This window comes from Tolypothrix bouteillei VB521301 (assembly GCF_000760695.4).
GTDB classification, from domain to species: domain Bacteria; phylum Cyanobacteriota; class Cyanobacteriia; order Cyanobacteriales; family Nostocaceae; genus Scytonema; species Scytonema bouteillei_A.
Genome location: NZ_JHEG04000001.1, coordinates 7,726,796 through 7,752,570, shown reverse-complemented (window position 1 = coordinate 7,752,570; position 25,775 = coordinate 7,726,796). Strand labels below are relative to the sequence as shown.

Below are 25,775 nucleotides of genomic sequence, written 5' to 3'. Positions count from 1 at the left end.
TTCCTTGTCCCCCTTGTCCCCAATCGCCAAGGATAAACCAAGTAGATGCGCCAAAACCCTTTGCAAAGCTGGCTTTCTCCTTTAGTAAGAAGCGTACCCCTCAGTCGGGTTCTCGTGGGATCGTTTCTCCTACAAATCTTGCTAGCTGTAGGATTAACTGCTTGGTTATCCATTCGTAACGGAGAGAAAGCAGTGAATGATGTGGCTGGCGAATTGCGTCGAGAAGTCGCCACTCGAGTAGAGCAAAAACTACAAACTTATCTGTCTACACCAAGTCAAGTGAGTCGCAGCAACCAAAATACCATTGATTTTGGGCTGCTCAATCTGCGAAATCTTGCAGATTGGGAACCTTACATGATACAGCAGTTAGAATTATTTGACCCTATGAGTGTTATTCTAGCGGTTGGAAATGAGCAGCGCGAGTTCTTATCGCTCCAACGCGTGAATGAAACAAGGTTTTTGCTGAGAAAAGCGGGAAAATCGACTAGATACGATTTAGAAACTTACGAAGTTGAGTATAAAGTCGGAAAACAAACTCGACTTATCAAGGTGTTTAAAAATTATGACGTGCGATCGCGTCCTTTCTATCAAGTTGCAGTTAAAAATAAAAAATTTAGCTTCAGTCAGATTTTCACCGATCTCAACGAATTACAACTTATTATTAGTGCATCACAGCCAATATATAACGAACAAAATCAATTATTGGGAGTCACAAGCACCTTAATTCCCCTAGACAAAATTGATAAATTCTTAGATTCCATCCGCGTCGGTAAATTGGGTCAGGTTCTCATTCTAGATCGCTCGGGGCATTTAGTAGCAAGTTCTACACCTAATGAGCCATTTCGGATAAAAGGGAATCAGCTAATACAGATCGCTGCAACTGAAAGTGAAAATTCTTTAACTAAAGCAACGGCTCAATATTTGGTTGGTAAATTTGGGAACTTTAGTCGGATAAAGAATTTAGAGCAACTCAAATTTCAATTTCAAAACCAACAGCAGTTTTTAGATGTCAGACCATTGCAAAGCAACCTGAGTGTAGATTGGCTGATTGCAGTGGTTGTTCCAGAAGCAGATTTCATGGAGCAGATCGATCGCAACACTCAAACCACCATTTGGCTTTGTATTGCAGCCTTTGGACTAGCCACAGTGTTGGGAATTTTCACCGCCCGCAGGATAGCGAAACCAATCCATTGCTTAAGTTTTGCTGCTAAAGAGTTAGCACTTAGAGCTACAGAAGAAGATTTTGCTCATGGGGATTCAATCCCAACAGTCACAGTAAGGGGGATCGATGAACTAGAAGCGCTGAGTGAATCGTTTAACCAAATGGCACAGCAATTACGCGCATCTTTTGCTGCCTTAGCAACTGCTAACGAAGAGTTAGAACAGCGAGTTGAACGGCGAACTCAAGAGTTACAGCAAGAAATTCAAGAGCGGATGAAGAACGAGCAACGACTGCAGCAACACAGTTTAGTCTTATCGGAACTGGCAAATCATAAGGCGATCGCAGATGGAGATTTGGAAACGGCATTTCAAGCGATCGCACAAAAAGCAGCCAACGCTTTAGAAGTAGAGAGAGTCAGCGTGTGGCTTTATAATAGCGATCGGACTAAGTTACAATGCGCCAACCTTTACGAACGCAGCCAGCAGAGACACTCCGCAGGAAGCGAACGCAACGCAGCAGACCATCCAATTTACTTTCAAGCGCTAGCAACTGCCCGTACTATCGCCGTGACCGACACTCGCAACGATCCACGGGTACAGGAATTATGGGATGAACTGCTAGAGCCAGAAAACATTATATCCCTGATTGATGCCCCCATTTTAATTGGGGGAGAAGTCGTTGGAATGGTATTTCACGAACAAGTCGGAACCGAACCACGCGAGTGGGAACTGACCGAACAAAACTTTGTAGGGTCAATTGCCGACTTTGTAGCGCTAGCACTAGAAGTAAACGATCGCAAACTGGCTGAAATCGCTTTGCGCGAGGCGAAAGAAGCTGCCGAAGTTGCCAACCGTGCCAAAAGTAGCTTCTTAGCAAATATGAGTCACGAACTGCGGACTCCCCTCAATGCCATTCTAGGAATTACAGAAGCACTCAACGATGAAGTGTGCGGACCTGTGACAGAAGAACAGCGAAAATCTCTCACCACCTTAGAAAAAAGCGGTAAGCACCTACTGGAACTCATTAACGACATCCTCGACCTTGCCAAAATTGAAGCTGGTAAGATGGAACTACAACTGGGTTTCACATCGGTTCGGGGATTGTGTGACTACAGCCTCAGCTTTGTGAAACAGATAGCATTTAAGAAAAAGGTTCAATTGAGTTCGCATTTACCAGAAGGAATAGATCTTATTCAAGTGGATGAAAGACGCATCCGCCAAGCACTCATCAACTTGTTAAGCAATGCCGTCAAATTTACCCCAGAAGGAGGCAAAGTATCGATTGAAGTTCAAGCAGATTCAACAGCTAAACTGATTTACTTTACCGTAGAAGATACAGGTATTGGCATTGCTCCTGAGAACATACCCAACTTATTTCAACCTTTTGTCCAGTTAGAAACCTCCTATACCCGTCGATTTGCTGGAACGGGGTTAGGATTATCATTAGTTCGGCGAATTGTGGAAATACACAACGGTACTGTAAGCGTTGAAAGCGAACTAGGAGTTGGTAGCAGATTTACAATTGCACTTCCGTGGGAAGAAGTAAGAGACAAGGTAGGACCGGCTTCCTTATCTCCCCCTTCTCCCCCCTCCCCCTCATCTCCCCCCTCTCCCTCCTCTCCTCCATCCCCCTCTCCTCTATTGCTGCTTGCAGAAGATAATGAAACAAACGTCTTCACCATGACGCAGTATTTAAAAGCGAAAGGATACCGGATCTTACTGGCTAAGAATGGACGAGAAGCAGTAGAGATAGCAAAAACACAACAACCCGATCTCATTTTAATGGATGTACAGATGCCAGAAATGGATGGTTTAGAAGCTACGCGCTTCCTCCGGGCGGATGCTGAAACAGCAAACATTCCCATCATTGCTTTGACCTCATTTGTCATGGCAACAGATCGAGAAAAAGTTATAGCATCTGGGGTGAACGACTACATACCAAAACCAGTCAGCTTAAAAGAGCTAGTCGCTGCTATTTCCAAAAATCTTAACCCAGTCACAACTGACAACTAAAGCAATCCTATTTAAGATCCGAACAAGAGGGACAAGGAAAAGGTGTTTGTAATTCCTACACCGACTGCTATAACAACTAACAACTAACAACTAACAAATGGCAAGAGCAATGGAACGCAAACAATCTGTGTGGATAGTTGATGATGAGCCAAACGGATTTGAGGTTATTGAGTTGCTGCTGCGGCGCGAAGGATACCACCTGAACTACTATAACAGTGGCAAAGAAGTTTTAAACCGTCTGGAAACAAATCTTCCCGATGCTATCTTACTGGATGTAATGATGCCAGAAATAGATGGGATTGAAACCTGTAGCCGTATAAAGGCAAATTCTCTTTGGAAACATATTCCCATTATTATAGTAACAGCGCTGGATTCTAAGGAAGATCTAGCACGTGCTTTAGAATCTGGAGCCGATGATTTTCTCACAAAACCCGTTAACGGGCTGGAATTACGCGCTCGTGTCCGTTCCATGCTGCGGATTAAGCAACAGTATGATGCACTGCAAGCCACTATTAACCTGCGTCATGATTTATCTAAGCTAGTGGTGGAAGATTTAGGACAACCAATGTCTACTCTGTTACTGGGAAGCCACTTATTACTGCAAAGCAATCTAGAGTCTAAAGACCGGGAACGTGCAGAAATGGTTTATGCAGCTGGTCTGGAGATTGATGCGATCGTCAACGGTTTATTGCGATTGGCGAAGATGGAATCGAACAGGTTATTGCTAAATCGCGTTGAGGTAGACCTGAATGAACTTGTGGAAGTAGTCATAGCGAATTTTCAGGCGATCGCTAATTCCAAGCAAATACAATTAAAAACCGAACTCCAAAAGCAACGACGCTGGCTCTCCATAGATACCAATCTGTTCCAGCGCTTGCTAGATAATCTCCTGACTAACGCAATTGAGTCGTCTCCTTCTGGGAGCACGATTACATTTCGCGTTAATTATTCAAATACAACCGAACCTCTCAAACAAGCAACTATTACCATTACCGATGAAGGAACTAGTAGCAAACACTTACAGCAATCCATTCTCGAGCAGTATGAGTTAGGGAGTTTGGTAAGTGGAGCTTCCCAAATTGGGCTGAGACTTACATTTTGCAAAATGGTAGCTGAAGCTCACGGTGGAGCGATCGCAATCAAAGATAATCAGCCGCAAGGTTCAATTGTGACAGTAGATATATGAGTGTTGCTCGTAAATCTCGTAAATGTTTTTACTGTGCATCAATCAGATTCTTGTAGAATGGGCGTTCTCGCCCGTCCAATTATACAAAATCTAGAAAAGCTTCATTATATTATCAACTACACTTTTGGTAAATGTGAAGACATTGAAAGTTTGAGAATACTGAAGTTCACCAACCATAACGCCACGACCGATAGTAGCGACATAAATAATATTCTTCTGGCGCATATCGCCTTCCATCCAATAAGCTGCTGGAAATTGGAGTGTCTGAGGATCGCTAATAGCTTTCCAAGTTTTTCCCATATCTTCTGATTTATACAGAGTATCTTTCTGTGCTCCATTCACGCGTCCAAACAGGTAGATAGCAGGAATATTGTTGTCTCCTTTACCAAAAGCAACGAGCTCGCTAGAATCGACAGATTTAACCTTACTAAAAGTTTGACCTCCATCAATAGATCGATACAGAGGATTGCGTTGTATATCTTCTGGATTGCGTTGAAAGCTGAGCCAAACATCTCCTGGCTTAAGTGGATTAGAGAGAATAATGGGGCGCAAAATCAAGCTGGGGAAATCTCCAGCCTTGCTTTTAGTCCAGATTGTACCACCATCTTTACTATAGTAAAATGCAGTTCCATCAAAGTAATAAAATGTTTTTCCTTCAGAATCAGCTTTGTCAGCTGTAACGATGTAGGAACTTACATATGGATGAATCCTATTCCCCCAAGAATTAGGTAAAGGTTCTCCGTTATTCGTCAAGGCAGGTTTCCATGTTTTCCCACCATCCATCGTATAATGTGTACTGGGTCCCCATGTAGGTGCCCACACCATATTAAGTGGATTGGTAGGTGAGATAGCAATCTGACCTCCGGAAGCATATTCACTTGAGGAATCTTTCCCAACAGGAAATGATTCAAAAGCTTTCCAAGTCTTTCCATTATCGGAAGAATACCCATGAATTGGCCAAAATCCTTGCCAATTATGAAACCCTACTACCGCCATGTAATTGGGTTTGGTGTAAGCGTAGTCTAAACTTGTTCCGGTTGCTACATGAGGAAATGGTATTGGATAGACATCCCAGTTAGGATTAGCCCAAGATTTTGTAGCTGGGTTGACAGGAATTCCCACAGGATTAATCTTGTTTTTAGGAACTTGGTTGCGAGAGGATACCCGAAACCCGATCGTATCCTGAGATGCAATGACTAGTTCTGCTCCGCCGTCTGACAGTGCTTTTGGCGGTACCCTTACCATTGTAGCAGCCAGCTCGTTCAAATTTTCTTGTACCCAACTATACACTGGCTTTTCACTATCTGCATTGTCTGTGCGTGCAACTCCCCAGCCATTTGTCCACCAAACTTTTTGTGGATTAGAGGGATCTATAACGATGGATGCTGCTCCTTCACTGGCATAGGATAAGAAGTATTCAGGCGCTGATGAATTAACAGGGGCATCTGGAAAATTAGGGTCTTTACTTCCCATAGCCATCTCAATGCGCTGCCAGGATTTTCCACCGTCCTTTGTTCGATAAACCATCCGATCTGATATAGCCATAGCCACCGTAGGGCGATCTCTTTGCACGCTAATAGCTGCGTAAACTCTGTTTTTTGTATCGGGCGTAATATCCCAGCATCTTCCATTTTGAAATTTTGCTATACCACCAGTTTTGTTATTCTCGCCATAAGTTCCATAATTAACGTAAAGCGTTCCATCAGAAGCAACTGCGGCACGTAATGGATCTTGACGACCCCCAATATTTCTCCAGGATTTCCCGGCATTTTTACTTTGCCAAACACCACTACCGTGAATACCAACGTACAGAGTCGGTGTTAAATTTCCTGGTTTACCTGTTGTCTTATCAAAAACGACGAAGGTAAAGCCAGGACCGGGCTTCTCTTGTTTTTCTTTCTTTTTATTTTCAGTACTGGTAGAAGTTGAACGCTCGGAAGTACATGAGCTTTTTTCAATATTGGTTGCAGCTACAGATAAAGAACCAGGAGCGGGTAGACCTCCCTTAAGATTTGTCCAATCATTCTGTTTTTCTTTTCTCCACAATCCGTGTTTGCGGGAAGCAAAATAAATAATGTTAGGATTATTAGGATCGATCGCTAACCGTTCTCCTGTTTCATTACGGTAATCATCGTTTGGACCAACATAAATACCGTGTTTAACAAAGCTAGTTGGATTCCACGTTTTACCCCTATCATTTGAAACTAAAACCTCCCCTGCATAAGTATTAACTTTTTTACTTCCGTTGTTGCTAACACCTGATATTGATTTGACAACAGCATAAACTCGAGACGGGTTGACCGGATCGGCAGCTATACTTTCAACACCAACAGATCCCCCTGAGAAGCTTGAAGAGAACATATCCATCAAGGGAATCCACTTTTCATTCTTTCGATCGTAGCGGTACGCGCCTCCTATATCTGCTCTGATATAGACATCGTGTGGGGCAACTGGAGAAATAGACATACCAGAAATATACCCCATGCCGTTGAGCCTGACATTTCGCCAAGAAAAGAGATTCTTCTGCTTGGGGCTGCTCGTGCTTTCAATTGTTTGCTCTATGGCTCCATCTGCTGTGTTTTCTATAGGTAAAGCTAAGAAAACAGTTGCCAGAAGCATTTTACTTCTCATATTATCTGAGAAAATTCCAAATCCTGCTCTTTGTAAAATCCTCAAAAGCTGTTGGTTAGAGTGTGCTGGAAATCTTGTCCCTGGAACAGGCGCTTTCTTGTCCTCAGTAGCGATCGCTTTTCTTGCAGGTATCCCAGCTAAATCAGCGATCGCATTGTTAATTAACTTGTTTTGGTTAGTCGTATCTGGTGCGACTGTAATGAAAGAGGATTCAGCAATCGCAGGTGCGATCGATAAGACAATAAAAATACTAAGTAGGGCGGTAGGTGCAGCCCTACGTTTGTTCTGAGGAGAGAACATACGTCAGGATTGGTATAAGGTACAGCCAAGTGATTGACCGTAAACATCCTCAATCATACCAGGTTGATTGGATACAATTTGTCAACAAAAATATTTAATGCAAATCGCGATCGCTAATATGTTATTTCCAAATAATCCAGCACTCTCAATACGTAAGAATTTCGATATTACTATATATTCGGTGAACTGATGGCTATTTGTATCGCATCAAGTGAAAATGGCTGAAACTAGTCTCTAACCTTTTGTGCTTGAGCATGAAGGCGTAATGCCCTGGTTCCCTAAACTTCGCATCTCTCGTTCCCAGGCTCTATCTGGGAATGCCTGAAGAGAGGCTCCGCCTCTCGTACTCAAGATGCAAGGTGGGAGATATTATGCACGTATAACTATAATAAAATTTCTATTTTTTGTAGTTGTCATTTGAGTTGTTAAACGCAAGGCATTGTGCTCTTATACCAATTCTATGTGAAGTTGCACATTATTGCCCTCACTCTAGAAGAGTGGACGGCAGGCGCTTCAACGCAGGAAACCTCCGTTGAAGCACCTGTCGTCTTTGCCCAAGTGAAGCATCTGACGTGGAAACCCCCAAGCCGCAACTTCTCTGGGCACGGCGCTGCTCTGGGCAACGCGCTGCCTCGGCTATACAAATAAAGCCTGCCTAAGCGCAAAGCGCACGCTACGCGATGCCGCAGGCTATGCCCGTAAGGGCTATACGCAGGCTAATTGTATGCAGCTTCATATTAAATTGGTATTATGGTGGTTCGTGTTAGTTTGTATCAACACTCCGTTATGCAAGCTTATTTGCTGAAACTGCTGAAGGAGCAAAGCTGCCAAACGTAATTGTCCTTAGAACGAGGTGGAGAGATTATGCACGCACAACTGTGATAGAACGTCCATTTTTTGGTGACTGGGATTTACGCGTAGCCCCTCTTGGTAAGGTTTGGAAGAATTTAGAACGCATAAAATCCTCAAAAAACAGTTGAGGTTGCGTAAATCCCAGCCAGTTAAAAGTTATAACCAACGCCTACTTGAAAGCCCAGCGCATCTGTAGAACTGTTGCGGTAAGCATCAAAAGCCAAATCAGTACTGGCATAAGCATTCACATTTTTGCTGATTTTAGTTTCTACACCACCAGTAATGATTGGAGCATTTTTATTTCCCAATGGAGTATCTCTACCCTCGTCTGTAACAAAAGAATAGCCACCACCACCAAATACGTTAGTATTTTTAGCAACGGGCAGATCGTAAGTAACAGTTGGGACAAGATCTGCACTGTGGCGACTGATAATCGCAGAAGGACGTACTGATAATTGTGTCTTTGGTATGGCAATACGTGCAGTAACATCACCTCCTAAGTCTGATTTATCATCACTATGTCCGCCACTCGTTACACCAGGGTTAATACCAACCCCAATGTAATCACCCGTCAACCCCAGTTTTTTAGCGCCAGGATTTTGTTGTACTGGCTGAGACTGAGCAACTGTAAACCCAGGTGCAGAAGCCACTGGCATTTGTGTACGTACTTCAGCAGCTGTTACTGTTGTTTGTGCAGGTAGGTAGGTGGAGAAATACATAATCTTGGCTCCTCTGTATGAATGTTAAACCTAATAATTTTTCATGAAAGAACTCAATTAGCTCTTTAATGTTGATGAGCAAGGTAATATATAAAAGCATTTAACCTTGCAAATCTCTTCTGTTGATTTCACTGTAGGCAGTAAATGTCAAGAACTTGGAAAGATTTATGTCTAAAACAGCAGAAACTCTAAATGGGTCGGTAGACTCTCTAACAGATGTAAAATATTTGTCATCATCAACACGATATCTTGGAGTATCAATTTTTCTTATTCTATAAATGTAAGATTGCTATATTGAAGCTTTCTAACTTACGTCTTCACTGGTTTATCTTGACTGTTAAAAATTCCAACCAACCAAGACAATACTTATAGATTAGATTTACACAATACACTATCTCTTCAAAATACCAACTCGATATAGCAGTCCTAAATGAAATATAAAAATAAGAGTGAAAACTGCTAATGGTGAGACCAGAGAAAGCAGGCGGTGAGTCCAGTGCTGTAGGCGGGTTTCCCTCGCCCTGGGGACTGGCGAACCCGTATAGCCCTTACGGGCATAGCAAAAAGACATCGCGGAGCGTGTGCAAGGCACATAGCGTCTGTGCTCCTGAGATACCTAAAGGGCTAATAGCTAATGGTCAAAAAGCCATTAGCTATTAGCCATTAGCCATTAGCTATTAGCAATCCAAATTTTTTCCAAATGATTTAGGATTGCTATATCTGCATGACTTTTAAATGACAATATGAAAATTGACAAATCCTTAGAAACCCGTTATTGGACAAACAGTGGGTTTCTTTTTCTTACACTTTGCATCTAAATGGAGTTCCCCCTTTTTTTAGGGGGGTTAGGGAGGATCGAAACCACTTTTAATGCACTTTAAAAGACTTGGGTGTACACCGTAGTTTTTTTAGGAGAGGGTGGTGGGGTAAAACTGACGCAAAAACTTAACTACCAGAATTATATAGAGTAATAATCCTATCAGGCGAAATAGTAACAACTTGATGGGATGAAGAAGAAGTTGCAGCCCCTACAGCAGCACCAGCCGCAGCACCACCTAAAATATGGCCCAAAGATAAGTGGTGACCAAATAACTCATCTATTGCAACCCCAGTTGCAGCCCCAATTCCTGTATCTTTAGCAACGGCATTCCTGCTAGTACTGCCATACCCTTCAATGAGATCGGAAGATGCGTTAAGCCCGTAAGTCATATCATCAAAGCTGACTGAATTCGCTACATAGCGCAAACCTCCACGAGTAGGCTCAAACTTTCCTTCAATAACTGCACCAGCAGGGATATAAGTATTGCCAAAATATGTACCTCTGGGAACTCGTAAGTGATATTCGTAGCTCCGATTGGCATCTAGATAGACAGGGCGATCGCCAGTACTTACCCCTTTAATAACAACGCCTGTAGGTGCTATGAGTTCATAACCCCCTTCCTCTTGAGCAACTACAGGCTTAACAGCACATAAAGATGTGCTTGCAATACCTGTCATCACCAAACCAGTTAAAAATACGCTTTTCAAGATTGCTTTCATAGTTCTACCTTATAAATGCTTAAATCATTACAGACTCTGCTGTGATATCCTGCATATTATCTTGTAAAGATTCAAAAAGTTCCTCACGAACTGGAAAACTAGCAAGACCATCAATTGTAATGATGTACCTTCTTTGAAACTGCTGAACTGCATTAATAGTTTGGCGTCCGTAAAATGGTTGATTGAGAGGGATCTTTGTTCCCACAACCTGATTCAACTTGTAGTGGAGAGTGTTAATTTCTTCCTGCATTTTCGCAATTGTTTGTGAATTCACAACACCATCCACTCTAAGATCGCAATCTACTTGAAATTTCATAATCGCCTTTCGTGTCGGCTCATCAGTTAATTCTGACTCATCCTGAGAAATGGGAAAATCAGGATCGTTAGTATGGACCTGGCTTCTGTAACCCAAACCATTCAAAATGCTGCGGATTTCAGAATTTTTATAATTAATCATCTTTAGAGGTCTCAAATTGCAAGCTTAATAATTTGAGTTTCTCCTCAACCAGGGTATTTGTGGGTGAAGATAGATAACTTAAAGTAAAAGATAAGGAAAACTCTATTCTTAAGTTTTCTCTAACTTAACAGCTAACTTAACCTTCTTCACCCACAACAGACCTTTCCTCAAGCGAATATTCAATTGAGAACGAGAAACCACTCGTTGTCCTAAACCCTTGGAAATACTTTTGCTCTAGTCGTCTATGTTAATTTCAAAATCTGTTCGCAAGCGTGGTGTTATCCTTTCAACTACTGGTTGGGACAAACTTCAAACCGTCAAACGCTCCAGTGAGTTCCGCGATAACAATGGTAGTCGCTACACGTATGAAGAACTGAGCGATCGCACGGGTTTATCATTACATACCATTTCTCGAATTATGGGACGCACCGAAGCAGTCGATAAACTTTCCCTGGAATACTGCTTTCGAGCCTTTAGTTTAGAATTAGAAAAAGCCGACTACACTCGCCCAGCTGAACGTAACGCTGTTGATTGGGGCGAAGCAATGGATATTTCTACGTTCGTAGGTCGGAATGAAGAACTGACACAACTCTATCAGTGGGTTGTAAAAGAACACTCTCGTTTAGTAGCAATTCTGGGGATGGGCGGAATTGGCAAAACCGCATTTGCTCTTAAGTTTGCCAAACAAGTACAGCACGAATACGATTATGTCAAATGGCTTTCCCTATCCCATGCTCCATCATGTGACACCACGATCGCAGAGCTAGTATCTTTCCTTTCAAACCAACAAGAAAATACACCCGATTTAGGACGGCTCAAACATTACCTGCGTACCTCTCGTTGTTTAATAGTCATTGACAATTGGGAAATAATATTAGAAGCGGGTCGTGCTGGCAATTACCTTCCCAGTTATGAGAGATATAATGAGTTACTCCAAATTGTAGGAGAGACGCAACATCAAAGTTGTTTAATTTTGACCAGTCGAGAAAAGCCAGCCCTAGTAGACGCCATTGCAGGAGATTTCTTGACAACACGTTCTTTAAAGTTAAATGGTTCCAAAGAAGTGGCAATGGCTGTCATCAAAGCTAAAGGACTTACAGCAACTGAAATTCAACAGCAACAATTATGCTCTCTCTACAGCCATAACCCTAAAGCCTTAAAAATTGTTACCAGTTCAATCCTAGAACTATTTGACGGCGATGTTAAAGCATTCTTTCAGCAGAATGTGATAGTGTTTAATGGAATTCGTCGTTTGCTAGATCGGCAGTTTTACCGCCTTTCTAAGTTAGAGCAAAACATTATGTACTGGCTTGCCATTAATCAAGGCTGGACAGCGATCGCACAACTCCGCTCACAAATTGTACCCCCAGTCTCCACAGCCGATTTGTTAGAAGCACTAGAAGGATTAAATTGGCGGTCTCTCATAGAGAAACAATCTGGATGCTACACCTTGCAACCCATGTGGATGGAATATGTGGCTGAGAAAATTACTCAACACATAGATATTGATGTAACTATTCGTCAAGCTTATCAGAAGAAACAAAATTTAGCCCATACTCGCTTAATTGCAGTATGAAACTATATCTTTTCTCTCTGTGCTCTTTGCGCCTTTATCACTGACCGATGACCGATGATTGATAAATCCAACTATGGAACACAATTTGTCCTACACTTTTCAACCCTATAATTTTTTACCCTTCAAAACAATGCTTATAATGAAGGATTGTTTTTAGGTCTTTATGTTTTTAGTTTCCATACACAACACCACTTCTGTGGGCGAAGAAGGATAAGTTAGACTGAAGTTAACAAAGAGTTTTTAGAGAGATTGCAATTTAAAATTTGTGCCAATTCTGTCTTTGGCACAGTTGCATAAAAATCTGTTGGTACTGCGTTACTTTAAATCAGCGGCGTGCTGCTTCAATTCCTCCAGAGAAACGTATTCTAAAGCAGATGCGTGAGTTGCTGATAAAACTATGGGTGGTGCAACTCCTGCGTCTAGAGCCTCCTTCCACCGAGATGCACACAAACACCATCTATCTCCTGGTTTTAAACCGGGAAAATTAAATGCGGGAACAGCAGTGCTCAAATCGTTACCTCTAGACTTAGTGAATGCCAAAAACTCTTCTGTGACTTGAGCACACACAACGTGTGCGCCAAAATCACCTCCCCCTGTATTACATTTACCATCCCGATAATAACCAGTCATGGGAGAAGTACAGCAGATTTCCAGCTGTTGTCCAAGAACATTTCTAGCTTCTGTCATAACGTTAAGCTTAATCCTTTGTTCTGGTTTCATAAATCAATAACCACGCTAACATAATACCCGTTACTGCTGCATTCCCAGCCCAACCTATACCTTGGAGAAGCAGCTAGCTTTCCCCGTCTCTCTGACTCCCCCCTCTCCCCCTCGGTCAACATAAGAAAATTAAATGCTTCAAAGCTGACAGTGGCTTAACACCGCTGTAACCGAGCTAACATCACCACAATTTCATCCATTGCTTGGCGAATCACTCTTGCAGGTTGTTCTGTCTGATTCACCATAATACTGAAAACAACAGGGTTGTAGTTAGGTGCATTCACATATCCAGCCAGGGAAACAACACCTGTCATCGTACCTGTTTTTGCTTGTACAATTCCCTCTGCAGGTGTTTTGAGAAAGCGATTTTTAAGAGTCCCACTTCTACCTGCAACGGGTAAAGATGCTCGGTAAACTGCGCCAGCGGGAGATTTTGCCATTGCTTGTAAAGTTTGGACTAAAGTTTCTGGGCTGATCAGGTTTTTACGAGATAATCCAGAACCATCGACTAGGGAATAACCTGTTGGATCGACTCCTAGCTGGGTTAAGGTCGCTTTCATTAATTCTAATCCCGTATCAGCGGTTGCTTGGTTCAGAGAAGGCGGTTTTTTGATAGCTAACGCCCTCAGTAAGGACTCAGCAAAAAGATTATTGCTGTTGGTATTGGTCTCGATTAACAATTCTGATAGAGGCGGAGAATCCACACCCGCTAGTTCTTGACCGTATTGTCTGCTAAAAGGAGACACAAATGTTTGTGCAACGCCAATCTCCTCAGTTTTTAAAACACTCCGAAAGCGGCGCAAGAAGTATTCTGTAGGGTCGATCGCAGGTAAATTAACTGATGCTGGTTCGGAGTTGACTGGCAATTGCCCTTGAATGTGTAAGATTGAGCCTTTGAAGTCACGGGTGATATTAATAAAGGAGGGTTGATTTTCTGCTGTTGTGACTGACAGATTGACTACGCGCCACTGTTTTTCCTCATCAGTGTCAGTCCAGATAACACCTAAAGGTTTGCCAACGGTTTGCGGTTGGAGCTTTAAACCAAACACGTTTTGATTTAAGATGAAGCTATTAACAGGCGCTCCATAGTCAGACTGTATATCTTCCCATTGCCAAGAGGGATGAACAATATCTCCTTGAATATAATTATCATCAGCAATCAAAAGTCTAATATCTCGGATACCCTTTTCCTGCAACTGCTTTGCTAGGATGGTAAGCTGAGCATCGGTTAAACTGGGGTCTCCCCTGCCAACAACACGCAAAACGCCATCGCGATCGCTGTATATAGATGTACGAAAGCGAAAATCCTGACCCAGTTGCTGCAGTACGGCGGCTGTTGTGAGAAGTTTGGCAACAGAAGCGGGAGTAAAATATTTTTGGGCATCCCGACTGTAAAGAGTTTGCGTGGAAGATAGAGTTTGTACGAGAACACCCCAGCGAGAGCGAAGCAGAAGGGGGCGATCGAGAACAGCATTGATAGCTGATGGCAGTTGAACGGGGCAAATTGATTGTGCAGTCTTTTCAGTCGGCGGAACTTGTGTTTGTGGGTTAGCAGGTTTTCCAAACAAACCTAGTTGGATACCAATCAGCAGCAGTAAACAACGAGTAGAATTTTTTTTAGAATCATTCTTTATCCTTATTAGCTTATTGAGTCAAGATAGCAGCCAACTCCATTTCTCGCAAGACTACCGATAGCATAAATGTTATTGATAAGTTTGATTGCTATAGAATTGACTTTTTCTATAAATGTAATGCGGCTCTGTATGATTACTTAGGAAACAAGCCGATCCCTCAGAATCGATATGCGAACAGTCAAACAAACATTTTCACCCCATTACAAAGTTAAGAAGTCTGTGTTTTTCCCTATTTTGAAGCATTAAGTAGAGGTAGTGGTGTGAGTACATTTTTGTCTACTGTAGCTGTTTTACTTTCAACCTTGGCTTTATTATGCAGTGGTTATGCAGCTTACCAAGTGTTCACGCTGCAACAAACTGTCAGTACGAATGCTAGAGATACCACAACAACCAGCCAAACAACTTCAACTCAAACAACTAGCAATTCGTCTCCAACAACTGCGCCCCCGCCAGAAGCAACTCCATCTCCATCTCCCACTGCAAAAGCAGAATCAAAAACCACTGCATCTGCTACCATTCAACCCGGTCAATACCTACAGCCTGCTTTTGGGAATAAAGCACAGGTGGAGTTACTGTCAGTCAAGCGGATTAAAGATCCGGAAACTGGAAATCGAGATGTAGTCAACGTACAAATGCGAATTCGTCGTCTTGCTACAGATGGTGTAAACCCCGCCGAACTGATTGGGGTTTCTAACACAACAGCTCGAAACCCCGATACAAGCGAAACATACAAGGGAGTAGATTTTAAGCGATCGACAGGGAGCGTTTCTCTGTTTTCGCTTCGTCCTAAAGCTTCTGCTGATGCTTATGTATGGTTGCGAATTCCCGAAGGGGTTAACAGTCTAGATATTTTTGTACCCGATACTGGGGCGTTTAGTAATGTGCCAATCACTAGTTAGATAACGGATTGGGAAACGCTGTAGCTCAATTGGGTTGAGATAAAACCAAAACTCCTATCGAGAAAGTAATGTAGAGACGTGCCATAGCGCGTCTTTTTTTTTCTTATATAAATTTAGGAACTTTTTCAGAAATAAGTTGTCTGCGCTGTGGAATGCCAACCTTACAAAAAGCAGACATGGTGTTTTTTTGGGATATTCTTAATCATTCTTTTATCGTTTTCTTAAAAAAGATAGAAAAAATACACAAAGATTGCACTCGATTGAGACGTTGATAAAAAGCATCAAAGACGTTGAATGCAAAATCAACCGACGCAAATATACCTGCATAGCAGACAATGGCAACGCAAAAATAAGCGTTGTATGCATTCTACAGTTAATTTTGTATTTTTTTTGTAAAAACAAAATAAGTAATTTTTGCGAGAAGACGTATTTTTTTAAACCAAAAATTAAAAATCTTAAGTACTGTACTGGAGTTCGCAATCGTATGCTTTGAAGGCAATACTTGCTTTTTAAAGTCTTCTTTCACGTAGATTTATAGTCAATTTCCGAGTAACTAATGATGCAATCTCAATATTAGCTAAGCTAGTATGCATTTTAGAGCCAACTTCTTAGCCCTCAATCCCCTGTCTGGTTCCTTATCTCAAGTGCTTTTATCTCCCAACAACCTAATAAAACCAAAGGTATCATAAGAATGATAATAAATCCTAAAATTCAAGAATTACCAAATCTCAATATTTATTTATTAGAGCGTCGCATTACTTGTATAACTATCCCCTCCCTGGTGGATGCCATACATACGGCATGTGTTTCTAACAAAAAAATAACTGTTGCGAATTACAACGTACACAGTTTTAATCTTTCGATGCAACTTCCTTGGTATTATAACTTTCTCCAAAGTTCGGAAATAGTCAATTGTGACAGCGTGGGCATTTTAAAGGCAATTGGTTACATGGGGTTAAACTTGCCTTTGGAGTACCGAGCTTCTTATACACTGATGATGCCCAAATTATTGGAGAAATGTAACGAGAAAGGATTGAGTGTATTTCTCCTTGGAACCAAACCTGAATATTTAGAAACTGCATTGCAAAATCTGAGAAATCAGTATCCTAATGCTAAGTTTGCCGGACATCACGGTTATTTCGACAAGCAAGATCCCCAGCAAAACCACACAGTTGTTCAAAAAATCAATCGTGAAAAGCCCAACATATTAATAGTGGGTATGGGAATGCCAGTTCAAGAAAAATGGGTTTACGAGCATCGCCTCCGCTTAGATGTTAATGCTATTTTGCTTGGTGGAGCAGTGATTGACAGACTTGCAGGCGTTATACCTGATTGCCCATCAACCCTTGCCGATTTAGGCTTAGAGTGGTTGTATCGTTTGTGTCGCGAACCAAAACGTTTAGCTGCTCGTTATTTGCTTGGGAATCCAGCTTTTGCACTGCAAGTTGCTTTGGGCAAGTTTTATACTCCACTACGAGTAGAACTTTTATCATCAATTGACACTTTCAATCCAGAACTTGCTGTTCCTGTCAGTAACTCTTACTTAAATTTCAACAATCGCAATCAAGAGCAGGAGATCCCTGTTGCAGTTGCGCCTGCACTGTATTCTAGTAGCCCATCTATTTAATAAAATTTTGGATTGAGAAAGCCTTTCATAAATTTAACTCGATCTAACTAGCTATCCTTTTCTTATTTCCATTTGGTATGAGGGGGAAAGTTTTATCTTTATCTATCCTCAAAGGTTTGAGTAATCGTTAAGCGCTACCGTAATTTTTCGGTTGACAAAGTCAATAAACTAGAATAGCTGTTGATTGTCAAACAAAATTTGAAAAAAAAATCAAATTACGAAAGATCTGGGATGCTACTTTAGAAAAAAAGTGCCATAACTGTTGTTAGCTTGTTCGTTAAAAAAAATATCAGGTTTTTAAACTCTTATAAGTGCATTTATCCGAGCTAATTACCACACATTACAATTTCTAGCGTCTTAGAACAAAGCTTCTTTTAAAAAGAAAACAGACGTTAGTACTGCCATGTTTGAGAGAAAAATTAGGAGGGAATTGACTTGGAACCTTTGGTCAGTGTAGTGATCCCGACGTATTGCAGACCTCAATTAGTTAAACGAGCGGTCATGAGTGCTCTAGCACAAACACTCAAAGACATCGAAGTCATCGTTGTGATTGATGGTCCACAACCAGAAACTCGGACTGCGTTATCAGAAATTGATGACTCTAGACTGAGACTGATAGAATTGCCTACAAATCAAGGTTCTCGTGTTGCGCGAAATACTGGAATTTCGGCAGCTTCTGCCAAATGGTTAGCTTTTTTAGATGACGATGATGAATGGATGCCTAAAAAATTAGAAATGCAACTTGAAACTGCTAGACTTTCCCAGTTTAAGCTTCCCATTATATCCTGTTATTTAAAAGCTCAAACACCACAAGGAGATTCTATTTGGCCGAGAAGAGTTCCTAAAATATCAGAGCCATTAAGTGAATATTTGTTTGTTCGCAAGACTTTATTTCAAGGTGAAGGTATTATTCAGTCTTCAACTATCTTTACCGCAAAAGAGTTATTGGAAAAAGTTCCTTTTTCGATCGCAATACAAAGACATGATGACTGGGATTGGATATTACGAGCTGTAAGTGTTGAGGGCGTAGGAGTTGAGTTTGTGCCAGAAGTTCTTTCTATATGGTATGTAGGAGATGCGCGTCCTACTTTAAGTAGTAGCAAGAATTGGCAATTTTCATTGGACTGGATTAGGGAAAAACGTTCCTTAGTTACTTCTCGAGCTTATTCCTCTTTTATTTTAGCAGAAGTGAGTGCGCGAGCTGCTCGTACTGGTGATTGGAAAGCATTTTTCTTCCTTTTATGGGAAGCCATTCGTTTTGGTAAACCTCAACTAATGGACATTTTTTTATGTTTGGGTATGTGGCTGATTCCTACAGAGAAACGGACTTGGTTGCGTCTTCTCTTAACAAAGAAACCCAAATCTGTATCGCACGAGCAAACTCCTCCAAAGGAGTCAGGATATGAGAGCGTAGGAGTGTAATTGTAGTTATGGTTTTTATTCCTAAAGTTAGCGTTGTAGTTCCCGCCTACAACGTAAGTTCTTATATTGAAGATGCATTGCGATCGCTACAAAAGCAATCTTTTCAAGAATTTGAAGTTCTCATTGTTGATGATGGTTCTACCGATAATACAGCAGAAATTGTTCGGCCTTTTGTAAAAAGCGATTCGCGCTTTCAGTTATGGCAAAAACAAAATGGGGGTTTATCATCAGCACGCAATCACGGTATCCGTCATGCACGTGGAGAATATATTGCCTTACTAGATGGAGATGATGTCTACCACTCAGATAAACTCGCCCGTCACGTAGCAACCCTCGATCGTTATCCAGAGATCGGGGTTGTTTATAGTGCATCTAGAGCAATTCGTGATGATGGAAAACCGATACCCATTTACCTAAGTGGTAAACCCGTTCATTCCGATCCACTGCTTGCTTTACTTTGTAAGAATTTTGTAGGTCATGGTTCTAATGCAGTCTTCCGCCGTTCATTAATAAATGAAGTGGGGGAATTTGATGAAAGCTTACGCAGTTCGGAAGACATTGATTTTTGGTTGAGAGTCGCAACAACCAGAAAATGGCAATTCTACCGCGATAAGAGGACTTTATGTTACTACCGCGTTCGTCCATCCGGTCTTTCTTTCAACGTAGCACAAATGCAGCGATGCAACGAACAGGTGATTCAAAGCGCTATGGAGCGATCGCCACAGTTGGTAGAACCGATGTTACCAACTGCCTACGCTTATATGTATCGCTACTTAGCAAGATTGTCTCTCCAAGGAGGGAATCTCGACCAAGCCAGCCACTTTATCAACCGGGCTCTAGCTTGTAATTGGTCAATTTTTTACAGCGATCCGCGATCGCTGTTGACTTTACTTGCAGTGCGTTTGGCACCACTAGCCAAGTTAGGAATTCGACAAGCGCTTGGTTCAGTGAGATATACCCAAAAGCAGCCATGAAACTTTCCGCTATACTTAAAAATGGATTTTGGGCGACCTATGGAGCGATCGCAACACGCTTCCTCGCCTTGTTCAGTAACTTGCTGCTAGCAAGGCTGTTGCTTCCAGATGAATTTGGTGTTATCAGTACTGCCTACATTTTTTGGGCTTTTGGAAATCTATTTAACCAAGGCACATCTGGATCTTTTATCGTTTATAAGGGCGTTGAAGATAAGCGTTATTTAGACACAACCTATACCATCAGTTTAGCAATTGGGTGCTTTTTAGCTCTAGTGCTTGGGTTGATATCCCCACTAGCAGCGAGTTACTACAGCATACCAGATCTAGTATGGATACTACTGATATTTGGCATTAATCTCATACTCTCCTCATTCCAGTCCGTACATGAAGGAGTTTTGAGAAGACGGATGCAGTATCGAGAGTTAGCAAACTCTAATTTAATTGCCTCATTCGTCAGAGTATTTTCCACGGTTGGAAGTGCCTTACTGGGTTTCAGTTACTGGTCCTTTGTCATAGGAGATACTGCGGGTTGGGTTACGGGGTGCATTCTCATGCATCACTATGCCAAACAGAAATTCAATTTGCGTATTTATTCAGAGGTCAGATGGGAAGTTTTGTCTTATTGTTTAGGCAATACTGGGTTTAGCTTGGGGTATTTCGTTATTTATAACTGTGACAATTTTGTGGTTAGCATCGTTCTAGGAACTACTAGTCTTGCTTTTTACAATCTTGCTTACCAGTTAACAATGGCGATAACAACTATTCTTTCTCAGGCAATGAGCCAAGTTGGGATGTCGGTGTTTGCTCAATTAGAAGATGACCAACAGAGAGAAAACGCTTTGGTTAAAGTCATTGAACAAACTTCTTTCCTCGCTGCTCCCTTATACGCCTTATTCTTTTTAGTTGTTAACCAACAAACTATTGCCTTTATCTTTGGAAATCACTGGATTCCTGTTTGTACAGTTATTCCAGGATTGCTCATTTTCGCTTACTCGCGCCTGATAAACAGTCAGCTTTTTTCCATGCTGTCTGCAAAAGGGAAACCGGGTGTTAATGCGAAGCTAAGCCTTAGCATTGCTCCTGTTGCTGTCTTAAGTTTTGCAATTGGTGCCAAGATAAACGGAATTATTGGTGTCAGTATAGCGGTAGCTGTAGTTTTAGGAATTATTTGGACTATTTACTGTTGGTGGGAGGCTTGTCGTCGATTAGACTGGTCTTATAAAAAGTTTTTAATTTTTGTGTTTAAAGCACCTTTAATAACGCTTTTACCAATTGTGATTTCTTTAAATTTTCCAATTATTATACAGCCCATCTTATTTCTAATTTTATATTTAGCATTTGTTCGCTTATTAGCTGCCAAAGAATTTTTACAATATCAAAATTCATTAAGTTATATTCGGCAACGTTTAGTAACTAAATGGCACAGTAAATAAAAGAACGAAGAATAAAGCACAAAGGATCAAAAACAAATTTTTTATCCATAATGAAATTAGAAATTACTCAATTTATTGATGTGTTATTCTTATTCATCCCTTGATGCTTCAGTTGAACTCAGGAGAAAAATGCGAGTCGCTATTTGCTTAAATACTTGTCAGCGTCCAGGTGGATTGAAGCGACTGTTAGATGGTCTTAAGCAATTAACTTTCCATCACTGTGAAACCCCTAACCTAGAAGTTCTTGTTGTTGATAATGATTCAAGCGGTCATGCTTGTAAATTCTGTAAAGAAATCAGTGCGGAATTTAAATGGGCTTTAAAGTGCTATATTGAACCCCGGCGGGGTATTCCCTTTGCACGCAATAAAGCTATTACTTGTGCTCTTGCAGAAAATGTAGACTTTGTCGCTTTTATCGATGATGATGAAGTTCCCGAACCCAATTGGCTGGATGAACTTTTGTACGTTCAAAGCTCATATAATGCTGATGTTGTATGGGGAAAAACTATACCTTACTTTGCTCATTCTATTCCTAATTGGCTTGCCAAAGGAAAATTTTTCGATCGCCCCTGTTATCCTACAGGTCATGAACTGAAAAGTGCAGCTAACAACAATACACTGATACGTGTAGAAGTTTTTAGAGAACAAGATAAGTGGCTAGATGAGAGATTGGCACTTTCGGGTGGTTCTGACTGGCACTTTTTTATGCGATTGCAACGTGCGGGCTATAAAATAGTGTGGACAAATGATGCTCTAGTACATGAATGGATACCTCAAAGTCGCGCCAATTTAAAATGGTTGTTGCAAAGAAGTTACCGAATTGGCATTACAGAGAGCTTCTGTGAAATAGACTTAAAACCATCAATTGCAGTTAAAACTCAGTGTATTTACAAGGGAATTAGGCGAGTTTTTAAAGGTATACTATCCATTCCTTTGTCTTTTATGATGGGGCAACATCAAGGTATTAAAACTTTATTATATATTTATCACAGTTTGGGAATGGTAGCAGGTGTTGCAGGAAAACAATTTGAGGAGTATAAAGAAATTCATACTCTTTAAAAGAGGCATTCTCAAAAAATTTAAATGTTTAATATATTCCCTAAGAAATTAATTCTCTTAGAGGCAAAAAACAAATTAGAAAACCTGTCACATCCAGAACGAGTGGTTTATTGGACGATTGTGCTAACGCCGCTGTGGTGGGTCTTGGGGGTACAGACTCTGCTTTATCCCGGTGTTGCTCTTTATTTGCTAGCTTATGATTTTCATTTAGACAAACTCGTTAAGCGATCGCTACCACTTTGTCACTGGACGTGGTTGTTACTGAGTCTAGCAGTACTGTGGACTAACATCCAGGGGTTATCGTCAATGAGCTTTAATCCTATGAAAAGTGCTGCTACAGTAGTCACGCTCTTAAAAGGTTACTTTTTAGTTTTTTCTTGCCTAACACTGCCCTTTTGGCATCGTATTAGAATGAGTGTTGTGACAAGGGCTGTTTCTTGGATGACAGCTGGTTACTTAGTATCCCTTAGCATTCAACTCCTTATCTTATTTGGTACAGGTCCGCAGCCACCTATTATGCCACCTCTGGCTAGAGCAATTCCAGGGGATAAACTTAGTTTAATGGTTAAGTTTGCAGTGTTCCAACCCTTTTTTGGGCTTCCACTTGCCCGGACAGAGCTATACACTGCAGATCCACCGATTCTAGGAGTTTGTGCTCTGTTGTGCTTTTTTATGTGCTTTGGTGAAGCAGATAAATATTTACGTAAGTATGCTTTAGCAGGTTGCACGGCAACATTAATTATTGCTCAAAGTCGCCTAGCATGGATATGTTTCCCGATAGCACTTTTAGCAGTCATTTGCTTTCGCAAAGCTTCAGCACGTCAAGGCTTCCTTTGGTTTGCAACCTTAATTTGTTTTATTTGTGCTCTCATAGGGATGGAGGTAACCGAGTTACTAGACAAACCCATGGAAACTTTTAATGGAGCTCGAGCGGATTCATCAAAAGACCGAGCTTTGGTTGTTGCTGCAACTCTTAAGGCGTGGAAGGAATCTCCATGGATTGGGTGGGGAATTGTCGAACGAACAGTTACCTGGGGTAACGGAGCTTTTGAACTTCCTCTTGGGACTTTTTCAACTTACGCACAAATTCTGTATTTACACGGAATGTTTGGATTTGCATTCTTTGCCATTGCCGTATCAACAACGTTATGGTTTTTTTGGCAGTCGTCATTGCGAGGCAAAAGAACTGCTCAACGGGCATTTGCTAGCTTTATTGCTTTGTTAATACTGTGTCAAGCAACTAACTTAAGCTGGATGATTGTTTATTTCTGGTTCTACTTTTTGTGGTTGGGCACAATCCTTGCAGAAGCTTATCCTCAGTCTGTTTCAGATTGGCAGGAATTATCGGGGAATCTGAAAAGTTAAAAGGAATTGACCATTTGCAAATGAGTGCCGATCTCCGATCCCTATCCTTTTCAGTATATTCACCATTGCCAAAGCTGTCTTTAATAGACGAATATTTTGTTTATTTTATGTTTCTTAGAAATTTCTCGATATTTCCACTTTGTAGAAGGAATAAACTATTTATAATCTCTTTATGAATAAAATAGCGACGATCGTAACTAGACGATGGAAATTATTAATTGCTTTTAATTTGTTTGTTGTTCTCAGCACTGGTTTTGCGCTTGTAACTGCTAAACCAGTTTGGGTTGCAGGGACACAACTGATTTTGCCTAAAACCAATAGCAAACTTGATGCTAATTTAGGAACTCTTGGTTCTTTAAGGAATGGTGAAGTTGGTTTTTCCACTGAAGTCAATCCACTCAATGTACAGGCATCTATTATCAATAGCGATACTTTGCTAGAGAAGGTGTTAGCAGTAGATCCGGAAAAAAAGAAATTTAAGAGTATCACTCAGTACAAAAAGCTGTTTACGGTAAAACCAGAGGAACAATCTACGATCTTATCGGTAACAGTAAATGCTTCTAGCCCGGAACTGGCATTACAAAGAGCAATAGTTTTAACAGAAACTTATCAAAAACGTTTAAATGAATTGCGGCAAGCTAACAGTCGAGCACGCCAGGAATACAATAAGCAAGAACTGGAACAAGTTAAATTAAAATTAACTTTGGCACAAAACAAATTAGCAAAATTTAAAGAATCCAGTGGTATAGTCAACAACGAAGAACAAACTAAAGGTATTGTTACTACAATAAATAGTTTAATCAATGCTAGAGCAGAAGCTTTAGCTTCTGCCAAGGCGAATGAAAATCGCCTCAAAGTTCTTTCAAAACGCTTAAATTTAAAACCAGATCCTGCAATTCGCTCTCTCAGTTTGGGTGAAAACCAAGAATATCAAATTGTACGTCAGCGTTTATCTGATGTAGAAAACTCTTTACGTCAGAAACAATCTCTCTTTACTAATGAGCATCCAGAAATTCAAACCCTACTTATACGACGCAAACAGTTACAACGTGTTTTACAAGAGTATGTTGCACAAACCGCAGATGGTACAAGAGTAGACACGACAGTAGTGCCCAATTATCCTCAAGGTCGTGCTGCTTTAATTCAACAACTGGTTCTGGCAGAAAGCGAAGCTAGCGCTCTTAAAGAACAAGCAAGGCAACTAGACACTCAAATTACTCAACTGAAAGACACCTTAAAATCTGTACCTGAAAATCAGGCAAAGCTGTCAGAACTACAACGACAAGTGGATGTTGCGGCTGGTGTTTATAATGGTTTACTAGCTCAAATCCAGCAAAACAATATAGACGCTTTTGATGCATATCCAAATGTACAGGTTCTAGATGCACCCCAGGTCGATCCCAAGCCCATCAGTCCAAAAAAAATGTTAATGACAATCAATGCTATTCTGGCATCTGTTGTTGGTAGCATTGCTCTTGTTTTATTTTTAGAAAGTCGCAATCCCCTATTAAGTGCCAAAGATCTACAGGCTCGAAAATTTGCACTGATGCAAACTATTCCTCGGATGAAACATTCTATTACGAAATTTGAAGTGATTAATAATGAAATAGAAGTCGAGTTTCAACGTCTTGCCTCTGCAATTAGCTTGCAACCTCTCAAAAATCGTCGGTTGTTAGTAACAAGTGCCATTATGGGAGAAGGTAAAACGACAGTTGCTATTGGACTGGCTTATGCCTTAGTGGATTTAGGTTTTAAAGTGCTGCTTGTGGATGGAGATTTTCGGAGATCTGAACTTAGCCGTCGTTTGGGTTATATTTCAGGATCTACAGTAGAGCAAGTGGCGGTACAACGAAATTTAGATCTGCTTCCAAGTTTTCCTAAGGAAGGCAAGATTATGGAAACGATCAAACGAGGACACTTTGAAAGAGTATTAGCAACTTGTGAAGAGAATGGAGATTACGATTATGTCATTGTTGACAGTGCTCCAGTCAGTTTAACAAGTGAAACTGCACTAATGGCTACTATTATTTCCAATGTGCTGTTTGTGATTCGTCCAAATAGCAGTTACAAAAACCCTGTCAATGATAGTTTTGCACAACTGACTCAACATAATGTCCAAATTTTTGGTCTAGTTATCAATGGAGTAGAAAGCAAGACTACGCCCTATTCTCAACCCTCCCATGCTCCCATAGCTAACTCATAAATCTT

17 protein-coding genes are annotated in these 25,775 nt (G+C 41.0%); 11 read left to right on the top strand and 6 right to left on the bottom strand.

Annotation, left to right across the window (positions count from 1 at the left end):
* The first annotated feature begins 45 nt into the window (after window positions 1–45).
* Both HC643_RS31720 and HC643_RS31715 read left to right on the top strand, forming a co-directional pair.
* Window positions 46–3,174, top strand: a complete 3,129-nt coding sequence (locus HC643_RS31720) for an ATP-binding protein (RefSeq protein ID WP_167844788.1) — start codon at window positions 46–48, stop codon at window positions 3,172–3,174.
* A gap of 97 nt (window positions 3,175–3,271) precedes the next feature.
* Window positions 3,272–4,360, top strand: coding sequence for a hybrid sensor histidine kinase/response regulator (locus tag HC643_RS31715; RefSeq protein ID WP_202048674.1), 1,089 nt, complete (start codon window positions 3,272–3,274; stop codon window positions 4,358–4,360).
* Between the two features lie 90 nt (window positions 4,361–4,450).
* Here the strand turns inward: HC643_RS31715 and HC643_RS31710 are convergent, their stop codons facing one another.
* The 4 genes from HC643_RS31710 to HC643_RS31695 form a co-directional block, all read right to left on the bottom strand.
* The gene (locus HC643_RS31710) at window positions 4,451–7,291 is read right to left on the bottom strand and encodes a sialidase family protein (protein ID WP_167844787.1); all 2,841 of its coding nucleotides are present in this window, start codon (window positions 7,289–7,291) and stop codon (window positions 4,451–4,453) included.
* Window positions 7,292–8,292: 1,001 nt separating this feature from the next.
* Window positions 8,293–8,862, bottom strand: coding sequence for a hypothetical protein (locus HC643_RS31705; RefSeq protein WP_038108657.1), 570 nt, complete (start codon window positions 8,860–8,862; stop codon window positions 8,293–8,295).
* 945 nt (window positions 8,863–9,807) lie between these two features.
* Window positions 9,808–10,401 carry a hypothetical protein gene (locus tag HC643_RS31700; protein ID WP_050046632.1) on the bottom strand — a complete coding sequence of 198 codons (594 nt, stop codon included), beginning with the start codon at window positions 10,399–10,401 and terminating at the stop codon, window positions 9,808–9,810.
* A 19-nt stretch (window positions 10,402–10,420) separates the two neighbouring features.
* Window positions 10,421–10,858: a peptidoglycan-binding domain-containing protein gene (locus HC643_RS31695; RefSeq protein WP_050046633.1), complete on the bottom strand. Its 438-nt coding sequence runs from the start codon at window positions 10,856–10,858 to the stop codon at window positions 10,421–10,423.
* A gap of 244 nt (window positions 10,859–11,102) precedes the next feature.
* Here HC643_RS31695 and HC643_RS31690 point away from each other — a divergent pair, with 244 nt between their 5' ends.
* Window positions 11,103–12,434, top strand: coding sequence for an NB-ARC domain-containing protein (locus HC643_RS31690; protein WP_050046634.1), 1,332 nt, complete (start codon window positions 11,103–11,105; stop codon window positions 12,432–12,434).
* A gap of 315 nt (window positions 12,435–12,749) precedes the next feature.
* Here HC643_RS31690 and HC643_RS31685 read toward each other — a convergent pair whose 3' ends face one another.
* Window positions 12,750–13,121 (bottom strand): DUF2237 family protein, encoded by a 372-nt coding sequence (locus HC643_RS31685; RefSeq protein ID WP_038082427.1) that lies wholly within the window; start codon window positions 13,119–13,121, stop codon window positions 12,750–12,752.
* A 188-nt stretch (window positions 13,122–13,309) separates the two neighbouring features.
* Window positions 13,310–14,722 (bottom strand): D-alanyl-D-alanine carboxypeptidase/D-alanyl-D-alanine endopeptidase, encoded by a 1,413-nt coding sequence (gene dacB / locus HC643_RS31680; protein ID WP_237265981.1) that lies wholly within the window; start codon window positions 14,720–14,722, stop codon window positions 13,310–13,312.
* Window positions 14,723–15,048: 326 nt separating this feature from the next.
* On the opposite strand from dacB, the gene HC643_RS31675 reads away from it, so the two are divergent.
* The 8 genes from HC643_RS31675 to HC643_RS31640 all read left to right on the top strand — a co-directional run bounded on the left by HC643_RS31675 (window position 15,049) and on the right by HC643_RS31640 (window position 25,770).
* Window positions 15,049–15,687 (top strand): hypothetical protein, encoded by a 639-nt coding sequence (locus tag HC643_RS31675; RefSeq protein WP_050046635.1) that lies wholly within the window; start codon window positions 15,049–15,051, stop codon window positions 15,685–15,687.
* Window positions 15,688–16,378: 691 nt separating this feature from the next.
* A complete protein-coding gene (locus HC643_RS31670; protein ID WP_038082394.1) occupies window positions 16,379–17,314 on the top strand; it encodes a WecB/TagA/CpsF family glycosyltransferase in 936 nt (311 codons plus the stop codon).
* A 456-nt stretch (window positions 17,315–17,770) separates the two neighbouring features.
* Entirely contained in the window at window positions 17,771–18,736 is a 966-nt protein-coding gene (locus tag HC643_RS31665; protein ID WP_272900275.1) for a glycosyltransferase family 2 protein, read from the top strand.
* An 8-nt stretch (window positions 18,737–18,744) separates the two neighbouring features.
* Window positions 18,745–19,710 carry a glycosyltransferase family 2 protein gene (locus HC643_RS31660; RefSeq protein WP_038082396.1) on the top strand — a complete coding sequence of 322 codons (966 nt, stop codon included), beginning with the start codon at window positions 18,745–18,747 and terminating at the stop codon, window positions 19,708–19,710.
* Window positions 19,707–21,143 (top strand): oligosaccharide flippase family protein, encoded by a 1,437-nt coding sequence (locus tag HC643_RS31655; protein WP_038082398.1) that lies wholly within the window; start codon window positions 19,707–19,709, stop codon window positions 21,141–21,143. Before HC643_RS31660 ends, HC643_RS31655 begins: the two co-directional genes overlap by 4 nt.
* Before the next feature lie 129 nt (window positions 21,144–21,272).
* On the top strand, window positions 21,273–22,202 hold the full coding sequence (locus HC643_RS31650; protein ID WP_038082399.1) for a glycosyltransferase family 2 protein: 930 nt from the start codon (window positions 21,273–21,275) through the stop codon (window positions 22,200–22,202).
* A gap of 24 nt (window positions 22,203–22,226) precedes the next feature.
* Complete coding sequence (locus tag HC643_RS31645) at window positions 22,227–23,567, top strand: O-antigen ligase family protein (RefSeq protein WP_167844786.1); 1,341 nt, start codon at window positions 22,227–22,229, stop codon at window positions 23,565–23,567.
* A 172-nt stretch (window positions 23,568–23,739) separates the two neighbouring features.
* Complete coding sequence (locus HC643_RS31640) at window positions 23,740–25,770, top strand: exopolysaccharide transport family protein (RefSeq protein ID WP_038082400.1); 2,031 nt, start codon at window positions 23,740–23,742, stop codon at window positions 25,768–25,770.
* The last annotated feature ends 5 nt before the right edge of the window (window positions 25,771–25,775 follow it).

Bases quoted from the DNA above. Each gene is read 5' to 3' on its own strand.
- HC643_RS31720 (WP_167844788.1), top strand. From the start codon at position 46: ATGCGCCAAAACCCTTTGCAAAGCTGGCTTTCTCCTTTAGTAAGAAGC.
- HC643_RS31715 (WP_202048674.1), top strand. From the start codon at position 3,272: ATGGCAAGAGCAATGGAACGCAAACAATCTGTGTGGATAGTTGATGAT.
- HC643_RS31710 (WP_167844787.1), bottom strand. From the start codon at position 7,291: ATGTTCTCTCCTCAGAACAAACGTAGGGCTGCACCTACCGCCCTACTT.
- HC643_RS31705 (WP_038108657.1), bottom strand. From the start codon at position 8,862: ATGTATTTCTCCACCTACCTACCTGCACAAACAACAGTAACAGCTGCT.
- HC643_RS31700 (WP_050046632.1), bottom strand. From the start codon at position 10,401: ATGAAAGCAATCTTGAAAAGCGTATTTTTAACTGGTTTGGTGATGACA.
- HC643_RS31695 (WP_050046633.1), bottom strand. From the start codon at position 10,858: ATGATTAATTATAAAAATTCTGAAATCCGCAGCATTTTGAATGGTTTG.
- HC643_RS31690 (WP_050046634.1), top strand. From the start codon at position 11,103: ATGTTAATTTCAAAATCTGTTCGCAAGCGTGGTGTTATCCTTTCAACT.
- HC643_RS31685 (WP_038082427.1), bottom strand. From the start codon at position 13,121: ATGACAGAAGCTAGAAATGTTCTTGGACAACAGCTGGAAATCTGCTGT.
- HC643_RS31670 (WP_038082394.1), top strand. From the start codon at position 16,379: ATGATAATAAATCCTAAAATTCAAGAATTACCAAATCTCAATATTTAT.
- HC643_RS31660 (WP_038082396.1), top strand. From the start codon at position 18,745: ATGGTTTTTATTCCTAAAGTTAGCGTTGTAGTTCCCGCCTACAACGTA.
- HC643_RS31655 (WP_038082398.1), top strand. From the start codon at position 19,707: ATGAAACTTTCCGCTATACTTAAAAATGGATTTTGGGCGACCTATGGA.
- HC643_RS31650 (WP_038082399.1), top strand. From the start codon at position 21,273: ATGCGAGTCGCTATTTGCTTAAATACTTGTCAGCGTCCAGGTGGATTG.
- HC643_RS31645 (WP_167844786.1), top strand. From the start codon at position 22,227: ATGTTTAATATATTCCCTAAGAAATTAATTCTCTTAGAGGCAAAAAAC.
- HC643_RS31640 (WP_038082400.1), top strand. From the start codon at position 23,740: ATGAATAAAATAGCGACGATCGTAACTAGACGATGGAAATTATTAATT.